Origin of the sequence: Micromonospora sp. NPDC007271 (genome assembly GCF_040634005.1) — a bacterium.
Lineage (GTDB): Bacteria > Actinomycetota > Actinomycetes > Mycobacteriales > Micromonosporaceae > Micromonospora.
This window is the reverse complement of the sequence record NZ_JBEYER010000007.1, coordinates 23,705-41,525: the sequence shown is the minus strand read 5'-3', so window position 1 is coordinate 41,525 and position 17,821 is coordinate 23,705. Positions and strand designations below refer to the sequence as shown.

Annotated in this window: 18 protein-coding genes; 5 read left to right on the top strand and 13 right to left on the bottom strand. The window is 74.2% G+C overall.

Annotation, left to right across the window (positions count from 1 at the left end):
* Nucleotides 1-95: 95 nt before the first annotated feature.
* Together ABZ570_RS04585 and ABZ570_RS04580 are read left to right on the top strand one after the other, a co-directional pair.
* Complete coding sequence (locus tag ABZ570_RS04585) at nucleotides 96-1,046, top strand: terpene synthase (protein WP_358056759.1); 951 nt, start codon at nucleotides 96-98, stop codon at nucleotides 1,044-1,046.
* Between the two features lie 120 nt (nucleotides 1,047-1,166).
* Nucleotides 1,167-2,993, top strand: coding sequence for a long-chain fatty acid--CoA ligase (locus ABZ570_RS04580; protein ID WP_358056757.1), 1,827 nt, complete (start codon nucleotides 1,167-1,169; stop codon nucleotides 2,991-2,993).
* Nucleotides 2,994-3,067: 74 nt separating this feature from the next.
* Here ABZ570_RS04580 and ABZ570_RS04575 read toward each other — a convergent pair whose 3' ends face one another.
* The 3 genes from ABZ570_RS04575 to ABZ570_RS04565 form a co-directional block, all read right to left on the bottom strand.
* On the bottom strand, nucleotides 3,068-4,381 hold the full coding sequence (locus ABZ570_RS04575; RefSeq protein WP_358056755.1) for a low temperature requirement protein A: 1,314 nt from the start codon (nucleotides 4,379-4,381) through the stop codon (nucleotides 3,068-3,070).
* A gap of 124 nt (nucleotides 4,382-4,505) precedes the next feature.
* The gene (locus ABZ570_RS04570; protein WP_358056753.1) at nucleotides 4,506-6,962 is read right to left on the bottom strand and encodes a low temperature requirement protein A; all 2,457 of its coding nucleotides are present in this window, start codon (nucleotides 6,960-6,962) and stop codon (nucleotides 4,506-4,508) included.
* Nucleotides 6,963-7,025: 63 nt separating this feature from the next.
* Entirely contained in the window at nucleotides 7,026-8,483 is a 1,458-nt protein-coding gene (locus ABZ570_RS04565) for a PLP-dependent aminotransferase family protein (RefSeq protein ID WP_358056751.1), read from the bottom strand.
* Between the two features lie 58 nt (nucleotides 8,484-8,541).
* Here ABZ570_RS04565 and ABZ570_RS04560 point away from each other — a divergent pair, with 58 nt between their 5' ends.
* Both ABZ570_RS04560 and ABZ570_RS04555 read left to right on the top strand, forming a co-directional pair.
* Entirely contained in the window at nucleotides 8,542-9,216 is a 675-nt protein-coding gene (locus ABZ570_RS04560; protein ID WP_358056749.1) for a hypothetical protein, read from the top strand.
* 99 nt (nucleotides 9,217-9,315) lie between these two features.
* The gene (locus tag ABZ570_RS04555; RefSeq protein WP_358056747.1) at nucleotides 9,316-9,777 is read left to right on the top strand and encodes a hypothetical protein; all 462 of its coding nucleotides are present in this window, start codon (nucleotides 9,316-9,318) and stop codon (nucleotides 9,775-9,777) included.
* Nucleotides 9,778-9,853: 76 nt separating this feature from the next.
* Here the strand turns inward: ABZ570_RS04555 and hisF are convergent, their stop codons facing one another.
* From hisF to hisD, 9 genes are all read right to left on the bottom strand, one after another.
* Nucleotides 9,854-10,621: an imidazole glycerol phosphate synthase subunit HisF gene (hisF, locus tag ABZ570_RS04550; RefSeq protein WP_358056745.1), complete on the bottom strand. Its 768-nt coding sequence runs from the start codon at nucleotides 10,619-10,621 to the stop codon at nucleotides 9,854-9,856.
* 117 nt (nucleotides 10,622-10,738) lie between these two features.
* On the bottom strand, nucleotides 10,739-11,140 hold the full coding sequence (locus tag ABZ570_RS04545; RefSeq protein ID WP_358056743.1) for a RidA family protein: 402 nt from the start codon (nucleotides 11,138-11,140) through the stop codon (nucleotides 10,739-10,741).
* Nucleotides 11,137-11,865 carry a bifunctional 1-(5-phosphoribosyl)-5-((5-phosphoribosylamino)methylideneamino)imidazole-4-carboxamide isomerase/phosphoribosylanthranilate isomerase PriA gene (gene priA, locus ABZ570_RS04540; RefSeq protein WP_358056741.1) on the bottom strand — a complete coding sequence of 243 codons (729 nt, stop codon included), beginning with the start codon at nucleotides 11,863-11,865 and terminating at the stop codon, nucleotides 11,137-11,139. The genes ABZ570_RS04545 and priA overlap by 4 nt, the downstream gene beginning before the upstream one ends.
* Before the next feature lie 17 nt (nucleotides 11,866-11,882).
* A complete protein-coding gene (locus tag ABZ570_RS04535) occupies nucleotides 11,883-12,206 on the bottom strand; it encodes a hypothetical protein (protein WP_358056739.1) in 324 nt (107 codons plus the stop codon).
* 114 nt (nucleotides 12,207-12,320) lie between these two features.
* Complete coding sequence (hisH, locus tag ABZ570_RS04530; protein ID WP_358056737.1) at nucleotides 12,321-12,944, bottom strand: imidazole glycerol phosphate synthase subunit HisH; 624 nt, start codon at nucleotides 12,942-12,944, stop codon at nucleotides 12,321-12,323.
* Nucleotides 12,944-13,114, bottom strand: a complete 171-nt coding sequence (locus ABZ570_RS04525; RefSeq protein WP_358056735.1) for a hypothetical protein — start codon at nucleotides 13,112-13,114, stop codon at nucleotides 12,944-12,946. The genes hisH and ABZ570_RS04525 overlap by 1 nt, the downstream gene beginning before the upstream one ends.
* A gap of 58 nt (nucleotides 13,115-13,172) precedes the next feature.
* The gene (gene hisB / locus ABZ570_RS04520; protein WP_358056733.1) at nucleotides 13,173-13,784 is read right to left on the bottom strand and encodes an imidazoleglycerol-phosphate dehydratase HisB; all 612 of its coding nucleotides are present in this window, start codon (nucleotides 13,782-13,784) and stop codon (nucleotides 13,173-13,175) included.
* A complete protein-coding gene (locus tag ABZ570_RS04515) occupies nucleotides 13,781-14,854 on the bottom strand; it encodes a histidinol-phosphate transaminase (RefSeq protein WP_358056731.1) in 1,074 nt (357 codons plus the stop codon). Before ABZ570_RS04515 ends, hisB begins: the two co-directional genes overlap by 4 nt.
* Entirely contained in the window at nucleotides 14,851-16,173 is a 1,323-nt protein-coding gene (hisD, locus tag ABZ570_RS04510; protein ID WP_358056729.1) for a histidinol dehydrogenase, read from the bottom strand. Before hisD ends, ABZ570_RS04515 begins: the two co-directional genes overlap by 4 nt.
* A gap of 107 nt (nucleotides 16,174-16,280) precedes the next feature.
* On the opposite strand from hisD, the gene ABZ570_RS04505 reads away from it, so the two are divergent.
* Nucleotides 16,281-16,970: an LON peptidase substrate-binding domain-containing protein gene (locus tag ABZ570_RS04505; protein ID WP_358056727.1), complete on the top strand. Its 690-nt coding sequence runs from the start codon at nucleotides 16,281-16,283 to the stop codon at nucleotides 16,968-16,970.
* On the opposite strand, the gene ABZ570_RS04500 is transcribed toward ABZ570_RS04505, so the two are convergent.
* On the bottom strand, nucleotides 16,936-17,805 hold the full coding sequence (locus tag ABZ570_RS04500) for a DUF2567 domain-containing protein (protein WP_358056725.1): 870 nt from the start codon (nucleotides 17,803-17,805) through the stop codon (nucleotides 16,936-16,938). The two genes, ABZ570_RS04505 and ABZ570_RS04500, sit on opposite strands and share 35 nt — an antisense overlap.
* Nucleotides 17,806-17,821 lie beyond the last annotated feature (16 nt).

Here is a 17,821-nt window from a genome sequence, read left to right as displayed (position 1 = left end):
CCCATGCGTGACCCGAGTGGCCGTGGCCGATCCCTGCTGTCGTACGCTGCTGTCCCATCGCCGCAATGTGGACGGTGGGACGGGGGAGGGCAGGGATGCGGAGCTTCGCGATCTCGGCGCTGCGCGAACCCCCCTTCCCGGTACACCGGCACCCTGCCGTCGAAGCCGTCGCCGGGCAGAGCGCCGAGTGGGTACGCGAGCTGGGCCTGATCGACAGCCCCACGGGGCTACGCCGGTTGGCCGGCGCCAACCCGGCGGAGCTCGCGGCCCGGGCGTGCCCGGAGGCACCGGCGGGCGGGCTGCGCCTGCTCACCGACCTGATCTGCTGGCTGTTCGTGATGGACGACGCCTGCGACGAGGACGGCCTCGGCGCCAGCCCGACCCGGCTCGCGCCCACCGTGGCCGAGCTGCTGGCGGTGCTCGACCGGCAGGGCGACCCGGCGGCGCCGGCGCCGACCGGCGGGGGTCCGCTCGGGGTCGCGCTGGACGACCTCTGCCGGCGGGTCCGCGCGCGGCAGCGGCCGGCCCTGCTGCTGCGCCTGGTCTCGGAGCTGCGGGAGTACCTGCTGGCGCTGCTCTGGGAGGCGGCGAACCGGGAGCACCAACGGGTGCCCGGGGTGACCGAGTACGTGCAGATGCGCCGGCACACCGGGGGCACCCGGCCCAGCTTCACCCTCACCGATCTGGCGTACGACCAGCTGCCCGAGGCGGGGCGGCGGGCGGATCCGGCGCTGGTCGCCCTGGACGTCCTCGCCGCCGACCTGGTCTGCTGGTGCAACGACGTGTTCTCCTACGGCAAGGAACGCACCGGCACGCCGGACGCGCACAACCTGGTGACCACGATCGCCGGCGAGACCGGGCAGGACGAGGCGGCCGCGCTGCGTGCGGCGGCCACCCGGTTCAACGAGGCCCTGGCCGAGTACGCGGAGCGGGAGGCGGCGCTGGCCAGCGGCGCCGACGAGCCGGTCCGGGCCGTCCTCACCAACCGGCGGAACTGGATCCGCGCCACCTACGACTGGTCACTGGCCGCCTCCCGGTACGCCTGACCGCGGCGTGCCACCGGCCGCCAGCACTAGCCGGTGGCCGGGCACAGGCCATACTCTTCGGTAACCGCAGACTGGCGTGACCCCCGTCACGTCCCTCCATCCCCGAAGGCGGCTGCAGCGATGGCTCTCGATGTACCGTACCGTTCCATCCCGGACATGTTCCTCAAGCGCGTGGCGGCGACCCCCGACCGGCCCGCGTTCGCCCACCCGGCCCCCGACGACTCGGGGCCGGTCTGGCTGAGCTGGGAGCAGGTCGGGCAGCGCGCCAAGGCGGTCGCGGCCGGGCTGCACGGGCTGGGCGTCGGCCTGGAGGACCCGGTGGCGATCCTGGCGAACACCCGGCTCGACTGGGTGCTCGCCGACTTCGGCATCATGTGCGCCGGCGGGGCCACCACCACCGTCTACCCGACCACCGAGCCGGAGGACGCCGTCTACATCGTGGCCGACTCCGGGTCGCGGGTGCTGTTCGCCGAGAACCCGGCCCAGGCGGCGAAGATCGCCGGCGCCGCGCTGCCGGCGCTGACCCACGTGGTGCTCTTCGACGGCGAGCCCGACCCGGCCGCGGCCGTCCCGCAGCTGACCCTGGCCGAGCTGGAGGCGCGGGGGGCGCGGGCGCTGGAGAACGAGCCGGATCTGATCGACATGCTGGTCGCCGGCATCGGCCCCGACCACCTGGCCACACTGATCTACACCTCCGGCACCACCGGCCGCCCCAAGGGCGTCGAACTGCTGCACGGCGGCTGGTGCTGGGAGGGGGTGGCGCAGGAGAAGGTGGGGCTGCTCCGCGACGACGACCTCCAGTACCTCTGGCTGCCGCTGTCGCACTCGTTCGGCAAGACGCTGCTCTGCGGCGTCACCCACGTCGGCCTGCCCACCTACGTGGACGGGCGGGTGGACAAGCTGGTCGAGCTGCTCGGAGTGGTCCGACCGACGCTGATGTGCGGCGCGCCCCGGGTCTTCGAGAAGGTCTACAACAAGGCGGTCACCACGGCCCAGGACGCCGGCGGCGCGAAGGCGAAGATCTTCGCCTGGGGCGTCGCGGTGGGCAAGGAGAAGGTCGCCCTGGAGCAGGCCGGCAAGCCGCTGCCGCTCGGGCTCAGGCTGAGGTACGCGGTGGCCGAGAAGCTGGTCTTCAGCAAGCTCCAGGCCCGACTCGGCGGCCGGATCCGGGTGCTCGTCTCCGGGGCGGCACCGCTGAGCAAGGAGATCGCCACCTTCTTCGCCGCCGCCAACCTGCCCATCTCCGAGGGGTACGGCCTCACCGAGACCAGCGCCGGCAACTTCGTCAACCCGCCGGGCGGGCTGCGCATCGGCACGGTCGGCAGGGCGATGGGTGACCTGGAGTGCCGGATCGACGCCGACGGCGAGATCCTGGTGCGGGGGCGGCCGGTGATGCGCGGCTACCACAATCTGCCCGCGGAGACCGCCGCCGCGTTCACCGAGGACGGCTTCTTCCGCACCGGCGACATCGGCAGCCTGGACGACGGCGGCTACCTGCGGATCACCGACCGGAAGAAGGACCTGGTCAAGACCTCCGGCGGGAAGTACATCGCGCCGTCGCACATCGAGGGCATGTTCAAGGCCATCTGCCCGTACACCTCGCAGGCGGTGGTGATCGGGCAGGCCCGCAACTACTGCACCATGCTGGTCACCCTCGATCCGGACGCGATCAGGGGCTGGGCGGCCGGCGGCCCGCTGGAGGGCCGCGACTACACCGACATCGTCACCTCGCCGGAGGCGCAGGAGATGGTCGAGGGCTACGTGGCGGAGCTGAACGCCAAGCTCAACCGCTGGGAGACGATCAAGAAGGTGACCGTCCTCCCCCGCGACCTCAGCATCGAGGACGGCGAGATCACCCCGTCGCTGAAGATCAGGCGCCGGGGCGTGGAGAGCAACTTCGCCAGCGAGATCGAGAAGATGTACGCGGGCACCCTCGCCGAGCTGTAGCTTCAACAACTCCCGCTCGGCTGGCGGCCGTGCCCCTCCGTCCCGGGGCACGGCCGCCACCGTCCCGGGCCGGGTCACAGGTGCTGCCGGCGCCACCGGCTCTGCTCCGCCTCGGCAGCGAGCTGCTCCTCCAGCGCGAGCTGTCGGATCTGGCGCCGCCGGCCGTCCTCGCTCAGCGTCTCGACCAGCACCGTGGCGACGCAGAGCACCGCCAGCGCCGCCACCGCCACCAGCTCCGGCAGCCAGGCCGCGGCCGGGGCGACCAGGACGATCACCGCCACCCCGACCAGCAGCGGCCGGCGTAGGACGCCCAGCACCAGCAGCGCGCAGCCGGCGACGCTGAGCAGGTAGACGCTGACCCCGCCGTAGAGGACGGTCACCCAGAAGCCGCCGAGCGGCTCTCCCCAGGCCGGCGTGCTCGGCAACGCGGACTCGGCCAGCAGGTCCTTGAGCCCGAGGGCGAAGAAGACGATCCCGGCGACCATCGGCAGATGCAGGTAGGTGTACGCGTTCCGGGCCAGCCGGGCCCGGGGGCCCGGCTCCCGGGCGGCGTGCAACCGCTGCTCGACGCCCAAGGCCAGGGTGTCGAAGTACGCCCACCAGAGCGCCGCGGCGATCGCGACGCCGAGCACGGCGGTCGTCATCACCGGCCCGGTCAGCGGCAGCGTGCTGATGGCCTTCGGCCCGAGTCCGAGCGCGATGATCGACTCGCCGAGCGCCACCAGGATCATCAGGGCGTGCCGTTCCGCCCAGTGCCCGGCGGACGTCACCGCCCAGTACGAGCCGCCCAGGGCGATCCCCGCGCCGTACTCCACCAGCACCGCCCCGGTCCAGCAACCGAGCTGGATCGCGGCCGCGAGGGAACCCCCGGCGACCCGCGGCGGCACCTGCCCGGCGATGACCAGCAGCACCGTGGCGACCAGCGGCAGGGCGGCGAGCAGCCGCCAGCGCCGGAACCCGGCCGGGTCGGACCGGGCCGCCAGACCGAAGACCGCGAGCTGCGAGGCGCGGACCAGGAAATAGCAGACGACGAAGACGAGCGGGCCGTTCAGCCCGCCGGGCTCGTCGACGAACGCGCCCGGGATGCTCAGCACCAGCAGGAAGGTGGCCGCCCCGGTGATGAAGCCGACCACCGGCAGCACGCCCTGATCGGCGCGGACCATGTTGCCGAGGCCGGCGAAACCGGTCCAGGCCCACCAGAGCAGCGCCAGCACGAGCAGCGCCCGGAACAGGTTGACCCAGCTGGGCCGGCTCGCGGTCAGGCCGGTGACGGTGAGGAACGCGAAGGTGAAGATCAGGTCGTAGAAGAGCTCCAGCCGGGTCACCCGGGACCCCGGCGCGCCGAGCCGGACCACGCTCGCCCACCGGCCGCCGCCCCACGTCCCCACCTGCGCAGTCTCCCAGCCGGTGCCGGCCCGGTGAGCGCGATCCGGGCAGGTCGGCACGGTTCGGGCGGCACCCCGTCCTGCCGGTCCGTAGCGGGTGCCGGGCGGCCAGGTGCACCGGCACCCGCTACGGACCCGCCTCGGAGACCAGCGGCTCGCGCAGCACCCGTCTCAGCTGCGCCGTACGCACCGCTTCGACGATCAAGAAGATGATGGAGACGGCGACGAGGACCGCGAGGCTCACCAGCCCGGCCCAGGGGGCGGTCAGCGGGACCAGCGCGACGAACACCAGCGTCGTGATGCCGCGGATCCGCCGGATGCCGCGCTGCGTCCGCCACCAGAAGGCCTGATCGCCGATCAGATAGAGGATCACCCCGCCGTAGAGGGCGAGGTGGGCCAGGGCGGCCAACCCCGTCTCCAGCCCGGGCCTCTGGTGCACCAGCGTGAGCGTCTGGCCCAGACCGAGCGCGACCAGCACGACGCCGGCCACCATCACCGGGTGCAGAAAGGTGTACGCGTCGGCGGCCAGCCGGCTGCGGTCGCCTCCCGTGGCGGTCTCCACGGCGCGTTCCCCGGCGATGGCGTCGACGTCGAAGTAGACCCACCACAGCGTCGCCACCAGCGCCGTGCCGAGAATCGCCCCGACGACCACCAGCGCGGATATCGGCTGGTCGGCCACCGCCCGTCCGGTGGAGATCATCGCCTCGCCGAGCGCGACGATGATGATCAGGCCGTACCGCTCCGCCCAGTGACTGGCCGAACTGATCCGCCACCGCCTGACGTTGACCAGGTACCGGCTGCTGTAGTCGACGGCTACGGCGGCCAGCCACAGGGCGATCCGCAGCGGGCTGTAGGGTCCCCGCACGCCGACCAGTTCGGGCAGCAGCGCGGCGCTCAGCAGCAGGAGGATCGCCAGCCCGGCCGGGAGGGCGAGCAGCAGCAGTTGGCGCTGTAGGTCGGGATTGCCGCGCGCGACCACCCAGAACGAGCCCAGGTGCAGCAGCCGGACGACGCCGTAGCAGGTCGCGAAGACCAGCGGACCGTACAGCCCGACCCGCGACGGGTCGTAGAACGCCACCGGGATCGCGACCGCGATGATGAGGATGTTCGCCGCGACGGCCACGAAAATCAGGCGAGCTCTCGACTCCTCGGCGCGCAGCGCGCTGGACAGCCACGCGAACGCGTTCCAGGCCCACCAGAGGACGGCCAGCGCCGCCAGCCCGCGGACCAGCCCGTGCCAGGTCGGATCGGCGGCCATCAGGCTGGTGACCTGGATGAACGCGTAGACGAAGACCAGATCGAAGAAGAGCTCCTTCGGGGCGACACCGACGACCCGCTGGACGGCGGGCTGGATCTCGCGGTGCAGGACCTGGTGCCGGCCCCGGAAGACGGTACGGTCGGCGAGCACGAGCACGGCCACCAGGCCAGCGAGAATCGCGAGCGCGGCCAGCGCCGGCACCTGGGCCGCCACCGGTATGCCGAGGGCCAGCAGGACGAGGCCGAGCAGCGGCCCGCGGCCCACGATGTGCATCGTGCGCCCTTCGAAGGCGAGCAGCCCCACCAGGTACAGGATCACGCCGCCGTACAGTGCGAGCAGGGACAGCCCGGGCAGCGGCGCCGGTTCGCCGACGACCCCCACCGCCTTCTTGAGGCCGAAGGAGAGCAGGATCAGGCCGCCGATGATCGGCAGGTGCAGGAAGGTGTACGCGTGCCGGGCCAGCCGTACCCGGGCCGCCCCGGACACCCGCTCAAGGGCGAGTTCGGCGGCGAACCGGGCGAGGTCGAAGTACGTCCACCAGAGCACGCCCACGACGCTCACGCTGAGCAGGATGGCGACGACCAGCGGCCAGGTGATCGGTTCGGTGGAGCCGATGCCCCGGCTGACGCCGACGGAGATGATCGTCTCGCCGAACGCGACCATGACGATCAGGGAATGCCGCTCGACCCAGTGCCGTACCGGGATGTCGCGCGCATTCACCACGCCGGTGAGCACCCCACCGCCGTACTCGATGAGGACCGCCAGGAGCAACAGCCCCAGGCGGGCCCACGGATGGATCTCGACGTCGATCAACCGACCGGCCAGCAGCGCCGTGAGCAGCAGCAGCGGGGCGGCACCGAACAGGGGGAGCCAGCCGCGCCGGATCCGCCGCCGGGAGACCGGGTCGGACCTGGCGTAGACCGTCGCGACCATCAGGGCGCCGGCCCGCGCGGCGAGGTAACCCAGCACGAAGACGAGCGGGCCGGGCAGCCCACCGGGCCGGTCGACGTATGCCTCCTGGATCGCCACCCCCAACACGAAGATGATCGCGATGAGGCCGAAGGTGACCACCGGCATGATCCCCCGGTCCAACCGGATGGAGTTGCTGAGCCAGGCGTAGGAGACCCAGCACCACCACAGCAGCGCGAGCAGCAGCAGACCGCGCACGATCCCGAAGAGGTCGAAACTGATGGTGGCCAGGGTGGTCACGTTGAGGAAGGCGTAGACGAAGACAAGGTCGAGGAAGAGTTCCAGCCGGGTCACTCCGCCACTCTCGGCGACCATCTGGAACCGATCGGACAGTCCCCTCGACCTACCGCTGGCCACCGCTTGAGTCTGCCCCGCGGCCGGGTCCGGCGCGGCGCATCCGGCAAGCCCGCCCGCCCCGGCTCAGGCGATGACGGACGGCTCCCGCCACTGCGGGCGGCCGGTCCGGTCCAGGTCGTAGCGGACCGCGGCGAGCCGGCCGACGGCCTCCACCAGGTCGGCGGCGGGCAGCGTGAACGGCAACCGCAGGAACCGCTCGAGGGTGCCGTCCAGGCCGAACCGGGGGCCGGGCGCCAGGCGTACCCCGATCTCCTCCGCCGCCCGGGCGAGGGCGCTGGAGATCGGGCCGTCCAGCTCGGCCCAGAGCGTGACCCCGCCCCGCGGCACCGCGACCCGCCAGTCCGGCAGCCGCTCGGCCAGCGCCCCCACCAGCGCGTCCCGCTGGGCGGTGAGCTGGGCCCGCCGGGCGGCCACGATGCTCGGCGCCTCGGCCAGCAGGTGCACCGCGACGAGTTGGTCGAGCACCGGGCTGGCCATGTCGACGCCGACCCGCGCGGCCGCCAGCCGCTGCACCTGGGGGGCGGACGCCCGGACCCAGCCGATCCGCAGCCCACCCCAGTACGGCTTGCTCATGCCGCCGATGCTGATCACCCGGGAGTGCCGGTCGAACAGGGCCACCGGCGGCGGCAGCGGGGTGTCGTCCAGTGGCAGGTCCACGAAGGACTCGTCGATGACCAGGTCGGTCCCGGCGGCGTGGGCGGCGCCGACGAGGCGCTCGCGCAGCCCGGTCTCCATCAGGTGACCGGTGGGGTTCTGGAACTCGGGGATCAGGTACGCCAGTTTCGGCCGGGCCTGCCGGATGCTGCCGAGCAGCAGGTCGGCGTCCCAGCCCGCGCCGTCGGTGGCCAGGCCGTGGGTGGTGATCCGGGCCCGGCGGGCGGACAGCGCGGCGAGGGCGTTGGGGTAGGTCGGCGACTCCACGAGCACCCCGCCACCCGGCGACAGGGCGAGCCGCAACACCAGGTCCAGCGCGTGCTGGGTGCCGCTGGTGACCATGATCTGCTCCGGGCTGGTCGGCAGCCCCCGCTCGGTGTACGCGTGGGCGACCGCCTCGCGCAGCTCGATGATGCCGGTCGGGTGGTACCCGGCCCCGCCGAGGTAACGCGGCAGGTCCTCGGCGGCGGCCCGGGCGGCCGCCGCGAGCTGCGGCGGCGCGGAGAGCGCGGCCACCCCGAGGTCGATCATGTCCCGGTCGTCGAGCGGGGTCCAGAGCCCGGTGCTGGCGACCCGGTGGGTGCCGGGCAGCATGGTCCAGCTCCCGGCGCCGCGGCGACTGGCCAGGTGGCCGCTCTCGCGCAGCTCCCGGTACGCGGCGGTGACCGTGGTCCGGCTGATCCGCAGCGCGTCCGCCAGCTCCCGCTCCGCCGGCAGGCGTACCCCGAGGGGGAGCCGGCCGTCGGCCAGCAGGCCGCGGACGGCGGCGGCCAGCGCGGCGTAGTCGGGGCTGCGCCGCCGGCCGGGCAGCGCGTGCCACTGGCCGAGAAGGCGAGCCAATTGGACGCCACGCACCTGACTTGTCATGGCCACCCCTCCTAAATTGGCTCTATCGTCGGCAAGATTGGCCCTTAGGGTGGCACGCATGGCAGCGATTGGCAATCTCCGGTACCGGCCTGTCCGGCGGCTGACCCAGCTCTACACCGGGCTCGCGCTCTACGGCGTCAGCATGGCCCTGATGATCCGGTCCGACCTCGGCCTCGACCCGTGGGACGTGTTCCACCAGGGCCTCGCCCGGCAGACCCGGCTCTCCTTCGGCACGGTCACCATCGCGGTCGGCGCCCTCGTCCTGCTGCTCTGGATCCCGCTGCGGCAACGCCCCGGCCTCGGCACGGTCAGCAACGTGGTGGTGATCGGGCTGGTGGTGGACGGCACCCTGGCCGTGCTGCCGCCCGGCGGCAGCCTGCCGATCCGGATCGGCCTGCTCGTCGCCGGGATCGTCGCCAACGGCGCGGCCACCGGGCTCTACCTGGGGGCGGCGCTCGGCCCCGGCCCGCGCGACGGCCTGATGACCGGATACGTCGCCCGCCACCCCGGCCGCTCGATCCGGCTGGTCCGGACCATCATCGAGGTGACCGTGCTGGCGCTCGGTTGGCTACTCGGCGGCACGGTCGGCCTCGGCACGGTCGCGTACGCGCTCGCCATCGGGCCGCTCGCCCAGGTGTTCATCCCGCTCTTCGCGGTGCCCGCGCAGCCGGCGCCGCCCACCATGGAGCCGACGGTGGGCTGTGGGCCCCAGCCGGCCGGCGAGGCGGCGTGACCACCGGGCGGGACGGGCGGCACCCCGCTGAGCTGCCCTGACGCCGGGTCGCAGAACCAGGGTGTTTCCTCCACCGGCAACGCCGGGCATCATTCCTGCATGGGGGAGAACGGATGGCGCTGGACCGACGCCTGGATCTTCGTCGCGCTGGTGATCGCGAGTGGTGCCGGCCGGCACCGCCGGTCGGCCTCCACCCGTCGGCCGGAGGGTGTCCGCCTCGCTGACGTCCTCTCGACCGCCGACCACCTCAACCGCTCCATCCCCGAGCGACACGAGGTCGAGGGTGCGGTCCGCCGGCTGGCCGGCGCGGGTCTGGTCAGCGTCTCCGACGGCTGGTTCCGGATCACACCGGACGGCGAGCGGTTGTGGCGTACCCGGCCGAGCGCCGGGGTGGGGACCACGGTGGACACCGTGCAGGGCGTGCTGAGCCGCCGGCACGCCCCGGGCGAGTCCGACTGGCGCCTCGACGAGGACGATCACGCCGCCGCCGTCCAGGAGTACGTGGTCCGCTCGATCCCGATGCCGCGCCGCTCCCCCGAGGGCCACTCCGGCCGCCCCTGAGTCCCGGCCGGCGGGCGGCACCACGGGGCGCCGGTCACGGCGGGGCCGGGGCCGACGGGCAGCCCGGCGGGACGGGTCAGCGCACCGGGTGGCCGGCGCCGCGCAGGGCGTCCTTCACCTCGCCGACGGTCAGCTCGCCGAAGTGGAAGACGCTCGCCGCGAGCACCGCGTCGGCGCCCGCGCCGATCGCCGGCGGGAAGTGCGCCACCGCGCCGGCGCCGCCACTGGCGATCACCGGCACGTCCACCACCTCTCGGACGGTCTGGATCAGCGGCAGGTCGAAGCCGGCCTTGGTGCCGTCGGCGTCCATCGAGTTGAGCAGGATCTCCCCCGCGCCCAGCTCGGCGCCGCGCCGGGCCCACTCGACCGCGTCGAGGCCGGTGCCCCGCCGGCCGCCGTGGGTGGTCACCTCGAAACCGCTCGGCGTGGTGCCCGCCGGGGCCCGCCGCACGTCGAGGGAGAGCACCAGCACCTGCCGGCCGAACCGGTCGGCGATCTCGGCGATCAGCTCCGGCCGGGCGATCGCCGCGGTGTTCACCCCGACCTTGTCCGCACCCGCGCGCAGCAGGGTGTCGACGTCGGCCACCGTGCGTACGCCACCGCCGACGGTGAGCGGGATGAAGACCGACTCGGCGGTGCGCCGGACCACGTCGAGCATCGTGCCGCGGTCGCTGGCGGAGGCGGTGACGTCGAGGAAGGTCAGCTCGTCCGCGCCGGCCCGGTCGTACGCCGCGGCCAGCTCCACCGGGTCGCCCGCGTCGCGCAGGTCGAGGAAGTTGACCCCCTTGACCACCCGCCCGGCGTCCACGTCGAGACAGGGGATCACCCGTACCGCCACCGTCATGTCGCGAGCCTATCCCTCCGGCCCGTGGCGGCGGCCGCCCTGTGAGGCCGGCCACCGCCCGTGACGCCCTTTCGAGCTGACGTCACAGACGACTCGCACCAGGCCGGCCGAGCCGACCTACCCCACCCAGGCCTCCAGCTCGACCTCGACCAGATGCTCCTGGTCGATCAGCCCGGCCACGACCACCATGGTCGCCACCGGGTGGACCGACCCGAACACCGCGTTGTGCGCCCGCCCGACCTCGTCGGCGTGGCTCCGGTCGGTCACGTACATCCGGGTCCGGATCACGTCGGCCGGCCCCGCGCCCACCTCCGCGAGCGCGGCCAGGCCGATCCGCAGCGCCTGGGCGGTCTGCGCCGCCGCGTCCCCGACGTGCACCACCCGGCCGTCGACGGTCGAGGTGCAGCCCGCGGTGATGGCCAGATCGCCGGCCCGGACCACCCGGGAGTAGCCGTACCGGGCCTCCCAGGGGCCGCCCGAGCCGAGCCGGGTGACGGCCCGACCCTCGCCCACGGTCACCCGGCGGCCCGCAGCGCGGCGAGGGCCTCGGCGACCGTGAACGCCCCGGCGTAGAGGGCCTTGCCGGCGATCACGCCCTCCACCCCCGCCGGCTCCAGGGCGGCCAGGGCCCGCAGGTCGTCCAGGGTGGAGACGCCGCCGGAGGCGATCACCGGGGCGTCGGTCCGCGCGCAGACCTCGCGCAGCAGGTCCAGGTTCGGCCCGCGCATGGTGCCGTCCTTGGTGATGTCGGTGACCACGTAACGGGAGGCGCCGGCCTTGTCCAGCCGCTCCAGCACCTCGTACAGGTCACCGCCCTCGCGGGTCCAGCCCCGCGCGGCGAGGGTACGGCCGCGCACGTCCAGCCCGATCGCCACCCGGTCGCCGTACTCGCCGCAGACACGGTCGCACCACTGCGGGTCCTCCAGCGCGGCCGTGCCGATGTTGACCCGGGCCGCCCCGGTGGCGAGGGCGGCCCGCAGCGACGCGTCGTCCCGGATCCCGCCGGAGAGTTCCACCTTGACGTCCAGCCTCCCGACCACCTCGGCGAGCAGCCCGGCGTTGGAGCCCCGCCCGAAGGCGGCGTCCAGGTCGACCAGGTGGATCCACTCCGCGCCGTCGGACTGCCAGGCGAGGGCCGCCTCCAAGGGGTCGCCGTACGCGGTCTCGCTGCCGGCGGCGCCCTGCACTAGCCGGACGGCCTGACCGTCGGCGACGTCCACGGCGGGCAACAGGGTGAGGCTCAAGAGCTCTTCTCCTCGCTTCAGGTCCGGCGGTCCAGGGCGATCACCACGATCGCCGGCAGGACCAGCAGCAACAACACGACCAGCGCCAACCGCAGCGCCAGGTCGTCGACGAAACTCCAGATGGCGACCAGCGCCAGCCCGGTGAGCAGCACGATCGCGGCGCGCTCCCCCCGGGTGTGCCGGACCAGCCGGCCGGTGCGGCCGCGCCGCAGTCTCGGGGTCAGCCGACGGACGAGCGCCCGCCGCCGCTCCCGGCGGGCCACCCGGCGGAGCCGGGCATCGCGCTCGGCCTCCAGTTGGGCCTGGCGGGCCTCCCGCCGCCGGGCCCGCTCCTTGCTCACGGGGCCACCGTCGTTCGCGACTGCGGGGCTCGCAAACCCGGCTCACTCCTCGCGCTCACAGCGCCACCTTCGTTCGCGACTGCGGGGCTCGCAAACCCGGCTCACTCCTCGCGCTCACAGCTTCGCCAGCCAGTTGCGGAGCAGGGCGGCGCCCGTGTCGGCCGACTTCTCCGGGTGGAACTGGGTCGCCGACAGCGGGCCCCGCTCCACGGCCGCGACGAACTCGGCCCCGTGCTCGGCGGTGGTCACCGCCGCCCCGGCCGCGACCAGCCCGGCGGTATCGGCCACCCCGTACGAGTGGACGAAGTAGAACCGGGCGTCGGCCGGCAACCCGGCGAAGAGCACCGAGCCGGCCGGCGGACGGACGGTGTTCCAGCCCATGTGGGGCAACCGACCGGCGGGCAGCCGGGTCACCCCGCCGGGCAGCAGCCCGAGCCCCTTGGTCACCACGCCGTGCTCGTCGCCGTGCTCGAAGAGCACCTGCATGCCGACACAGATGCCGAGCACCGGACGGCCGGCGGCGACCCGCTCGGCGATGACCGGGCCGGCGCCGAGCGCCTCGATCCCGGCCATGCACGCCGCGTACGCGCCGACGCCCGGCACCACCAGGCCCGCCGCCTCGGCGGCGGCGGTCAGGTCGTCGGTCACGGTGACGTCCGCACCGGCCCGCGCCAGGGCGCGCTCGGCCGACCGGAGGTTGCCCGAACCGTGGTCGAGCACCACTACGCGCTTGACCATCACGCCCCCCCGGGCAGTAGCCAGAGCAGCCCGCCGGCGGTGGCCAGCACGGCGAGCAGGCCGGTGACCACCACGGCGCCGCGCGGCACGCCCTGCCGGTACAGCGACCACGTCCCGCCGACCAGCACCCCGGCCAGGATCAGCAGCAGCGTCGGCAGCACCGCCCCCATCAGATCCGCCTCTCATTCGCGGCTGCGGTACTCCGCTGCGCCGCGTTCCTCGCGCTCATCAGAGCGCCCCCTTGGTGCTCGGGATCGCCCCGGCGTCGCGCGGATCGATCGCGGTGGCCTCGCGCAGCGCCCGGGCGACCGCCTTGAACTGGGCCTCGACCACGTGGTGGGCGTCCGGATGGCCACCGGGCCGGGCCGCCCGCAGCACGTCGACGTGCAGGGTGATCCGGGCGGCCTGCCCGAACGACTCCCAGATGTGCCGGGTCATGCTGGTCGGGTAGACCGGCCCGATGTACGGCGCGAGCGGCGGCTCGTCGTGCACCACGTACGGCCGGCCGGAGAGGTCGACGGCGGCGCGGACCAGCACCTCGTCCATCGGGACGGTGGCCGACCCGTACCGCCGGATGCCGGCCTTGTCCCCCAGCGCCTGGTCGAACGCGGCGCCCAGGGCGAGCGCGGTGTCCTCCATGGTGTGGTGCGCGTCGATCTCCAGGTCGCCGACCGTGTGCACGGTCAGGTCGAAGCCGCCGTGCCGGGCGATCTGGTGGAGCATGTGGTCGTAGAAGCCGACGCCGGTCTCGATGTCGGCCTTGCCGGCGCCGTCGAGGTCGATCTCGACGAGAACCTTGGTCTCCTTGGTGATCCGCTCGATCCGGGCGGTACGACTCATCGAATACTCTCCATCGCTGAGAGGAAGGCGTCGGTCTCGGCGGGGGTGCCGGCGGTGACCCGCAGCCAGCCGGGCAGGCCGACGTCGCGCACCAGCACGCCCGCGTCGAGCAGGGTGCGCCAGGCGACGGCCTGGTCACCGCCGACGGAGAAGAGCACGAAGTTGGCGTCGCTGTCGGCGACCCGGTGGCCGCGGGCCCGCAGCTCGGCGACGATCCGGTCGCGCTGCTCCATGATCGCGGCGACCGTGCCGAGCAGGGCGTCGCGGTGCGCCAGCGCCGCGCGGGCGGCGGCCTGGGTGAGCGCGGAGAGGTGGTACGGCAGCCGCACGAGCTGCACCGCCTGCACCACGGCCGGGTCGGCGGCCAGGTAGCCGAGCCGCCCGCCGGCGAAGCCGAACGCCTTGCTCATCGTCCGGGTGACCACCAGCCGGGGGTGGTCGGGCAGCACGGCGAGCGCGCTGACCGTGCCCGGCCGGGCGAACTCGGCGTACGCCTCGTCCACCACCACCATGCCGGGCGCCTCGGCCAGCACGGCGGCGACCACGGCCGGGTCGAGGGCGGTGCCGGTCGGGTTGTTCGGCGAGCAGAGGAAGACCACGTCGGGCCGGTACGCCCGGACCTGGGCGACCGCGTCGGCGGCGGTGAGGCCGAAGTCGACGCCGCGCTCGGCCGGGAGCCAGCCGGTGCCGGTGCCGAGCGCCAGCAGCGGGTGCATCGAGTACGCCGGGGTGAAGCCGAGCGCGGTGCGCCCGGGACCGCCGAACGCCTGGAGCAGCTGCTGCTGGATCTCGTTGGAGCCGTTGGCCGCCCAGACCTGGTCGACGGTGAGCCCGTGGCCCAGGTATTCCGCCAGGTCGGCGCGGAGCGCCACCGCGTCCCGGTCCGGGTAGCGGTTGAGGTCGCGCAGCTCGGCCGCGAGGGCCTTGCCGATCGCGTCCACCACCGGCTCGGGCACCGGGTAGGAGTTCTCGTTGGTGTTCAGCCGGACCGGCACGTCGAGTTGCGGCGCGCCGTACGGCCGCAGGCCCCGCAGGTCGTCCCGGATCGGCAGATCGTCGAGCGTGCTCACGGGGCGTCCCCCGCGAACCGGACGCTGACCGCCTGGCCGTGCGCCGGCAGGTCCTCCACCCCGGCCAGGGTGACCACGTGCGGGGCGACCTCGCGCAGCGCCTCCTGGCTGTATTCGACGAGGTGGATGCCGCGCAGGAAGGACTGCACCGACAGGCCGGAGGAGTGCCGGGCGCAGCCGCCGGTGGGCAGCACGTGGTTGGAACCGGCGCAGTAGTCGCCGAGCGACACGGGCGACCAGGCACCCACGAAGATCGCCCCGGCGTTGCGTACCCGCATCGCCCAGTCGCGGGCGTCGACGGTCTGGATCTCCAGGTGCTCGGCCGCGTACGCGTCGACCACCCGCAGCCCCGCCTCGAGGTCGTCGACGAGGACCACCCCGCTCTGCTCCCCGCGCAGCGCGGTGCCGATCCGCTCGGCGTGCTTGGCCGCCGGCACCTGCCGGGCCAGCTCCGTGTCGACCGCGTCGGCGAGCGCCACCGACGGGGTGACCAGCACGCTGGCCGCGAGCGGGTCGTGCTCGGCCTGGCTGATCAGGTCGGCGGCGACGTGCGCCGGGTCGGCGGTGTCGTCGGCGAGGATGGCGATCTCGGTGGGGCCGGCCTCGGCGTCGATGCCGACCACGCCGCGCAGCAGCCGCTTCGCGGCGGTGACCCAGATGTTGCCCGGGCCGGTGATCAGGTCGACCGGGTCGCACCGCTCCGCGCCGGCCGGGTCGACGGCCGCACCGTACGCCAGCATGGCCACCGCCTGGGCGCCGCCGACCGCGTAGACCTCGTCCACGCCGAGCAGCGCGCAGGCCGCGAGGACCCGCTGGTCGGGCAGGCCGCCGTTGTCCTGCTGGGGCGGGCTGACCACCACCAGCGAGCGCACCCCGGCCGCCTGGGCGGGGACCACGTTCATCACCACGGTCGACGGGTACATGGCCAGGCCGCCGGGGACGTAGAGGCCGACCCGGTCGACCGGCACCCACCGCTCGGTCACCGTGCCGCCCGGCACCACCTGGGTGGTGTGATCGGCGCGGCGCTGGTCGGCGTGGACCCGGCGGGCCCGGCTGATCGACTCCAGCAGCGCGGCGCGGACCTGCGGGTCGAGCGTCCCCTCGGCCGCGCGGATCGTCTCGACGGGCACCCGCAGGCGCTCCGGGCAGATGCCGTCGAACCGTTCGCTCGCCTCCCGGATCGCGGGGTAGCCATGCTCCCGGACCGCCTCCACCAGGGGACGGATCCTCTCGACGGCCACCGACACGTCGAGCTGGGCACGGGGCAGCAGGCGGCGCGGGTCGCGCACGCCGCCGCGCAGGTCGATCCGGTTCAACACCCTTGCGAGTCTAGGCGGGCCCGCCCCGGGCCGACCGGCGCCGCCCGTACGGCGGGACGGTGAGCCGGGACACGCCGAGCGGGTCCGGTCGGGCTACCCTCGGACGCGTGACCGCACGGCTGCCGGTGTTTCCGCTCGGGACGGTCCTCTTCCCCGGGCTGGTCCTCCCGCTGCACATCTTCGAGGAGCGCTACCGGGCGCTGGTGCGCCACCTGGTCGGGCTGCCGGAGGGCGCGCCCCGGGAGTTCGGGGTGGTGGCGATCCGGGCCGGCTGGGAGGTGGCCCTCGGCGCGGGCCGGGCCGGCGGCGACGTCACCCTGCACGAGGTGGGCTGCACCGCCGAGCTGCGGCAGGTCACCGAGCTGGCCGACGGCGGTTTCGACATCGTCACGGTGGGCCGGCGGCGGTTCCGCATCGCCGAGGTCGACGAGGGCACCACGCCCTACCTCACCGCCGAGGTGGAGTGGCTGCCCGAGCCGGCCGGCACCGACGAGGTCGCCGGCCTGCTCGCCGCCCGGGTGATCTCGGTGTTCCGGCAGTACCTGAGCCTGATCCGGCCGGATCCGCAGGAGATCTCCGAGCAGCTGCCGGAGGATCCCACGGTGCTGTCGCACCTGGTCGCCGCCACCGCCGCGCTGACCGTCGGCGACCGGCAGCGGCTGCTCGCCATCGACGACACCGCCGCCCGGCTCCGCGCCGAGCTGCGACTGCTCCACCGGGAGACGTCGCTGCTGCGCCACGTCCGGGCGGTCCCCGTCCCGCTCAGCGAGCTGGCCGGTCCCCCGGCGCCGAACTGAGTTCCGGGCCGGCCGGCGGCCAGCCGCCGTCGGGCTCCGGGCGCAGCGACGGCCACCGCGACCAGCCGGCCAGCAGGGTGTACGTCACGGCCACGCCGAACGCGGGCAGCAGCAGATTGCCGTACGGCACGGGCAGCACGTGCAGATACCAGTCCACCCCGCCGGCCCGCAGGTCGGCCGGCTTGGTGAAGGCCGTCCCGTCGGGCGCGGTGGCCAGCAGCCGATGGTAGGTGTCCAGCCCGACGCGGCGACCCAACTGCCAGGCCACCACCGCCGCGCCGAGGCCGCCCAGGCCCCCGGCGAGCAGGCCCACCGGGCCGCGCCGGCGGCGCAGCAGGAACCACAGTGCGATCGCGGCGAGCACCCCGAAGCCGAGCCCGAGCACGCTGAACCAGCCGTCGGCGGCGATCGGCTGCTCCGGCTGCGGCGTGGCGTAGATCGCGCCCCGGGCGGTCTTCTCCACCGGGGTGCCCGGTGCCACCACCGCCCAGAGCAGCCCCAGCGGCGCACCCAATCCGGTCAGCACCAGCGCGGCGCCGAGGACGATCCCGACCGTCCGGCCCCGACCGGTGGTGGGCGGCGACCCGGGCAGCTCCCCCTGGGCCGCCGAGCCGTCGGCGGTCCGAGCATCGGCGGCCGGGGAATCCGGGGCCGGGCAATCAGGGGCTGGAGCATCAGGGGCTGGGGAATCTGTGACCGGGAAGTCCGGAGCCGAGGAGTCGGGGGCCGGAGCGGACGGCGGGCCGCCCCCGGGGCTGCCGGAGGGGCGGTCGGTTGTGCCGGGCACGCCGGGACGGTCGGCGGCCTGCTCGGGCTCAGGGGTGTCCGGACTCACCCGGTGATCCTCTCAG